Source organism: Prevotella sp. OH937_COT-195, assembly GCF_003932845.1.
In the GTDB taxonomy this organism is placed as follows: domain Bacteria; phylum Bacteroidota; class Bacteroidia; order Bacteroidales; family Bacteroidaceae; genus Prevotella.
The window spans coordinates 1-316 of the sequence record NZ_RQZH01000203.1 but is presented as its reverse complement, the minus strand read 5'-3'; the positions used below and the strand labels follow the sequence as shown (position 1 = coordinate 316).

The 316-nt window shown below is 26.6% G+C and carries 1 pseudogene; it reads left to right on the top strand.

From position 1 onward, the window contains the following. Window positions 1-316, top strand: a pseudogene (locus EII32_RS11890) (replication initiation protein); the annotation flags it as partial.

The following is a 316-nucleotide window of genomic DNA, read 5'->3' as shown; positions in this document are numbered from 1 at the left end:
TTTATATAGAGTATGACAAAGTAAAATCAAATAGTTGGAATTGGCGTAATATGCGTATTGAATTTAATCCTAATAAATTAACAGTTGACGAAGGGCTTTGGTTGGAAAAAACATTATTAGTTATATGGAAGATATAGAGTTTACAAGATTAAACTTAGCTTTTGATTTTGAAGTTGATTTAAGTAATTATTATGCGATGACTGATAAAGCAGTTAAGAAAACAATATTTTATGGCCGTGGTGGAAAACCTTAAACAAAATATTTTGGTGTACGTGATAGTGATAGATTTATTCAAATTTATAATAAAAAACAAGAA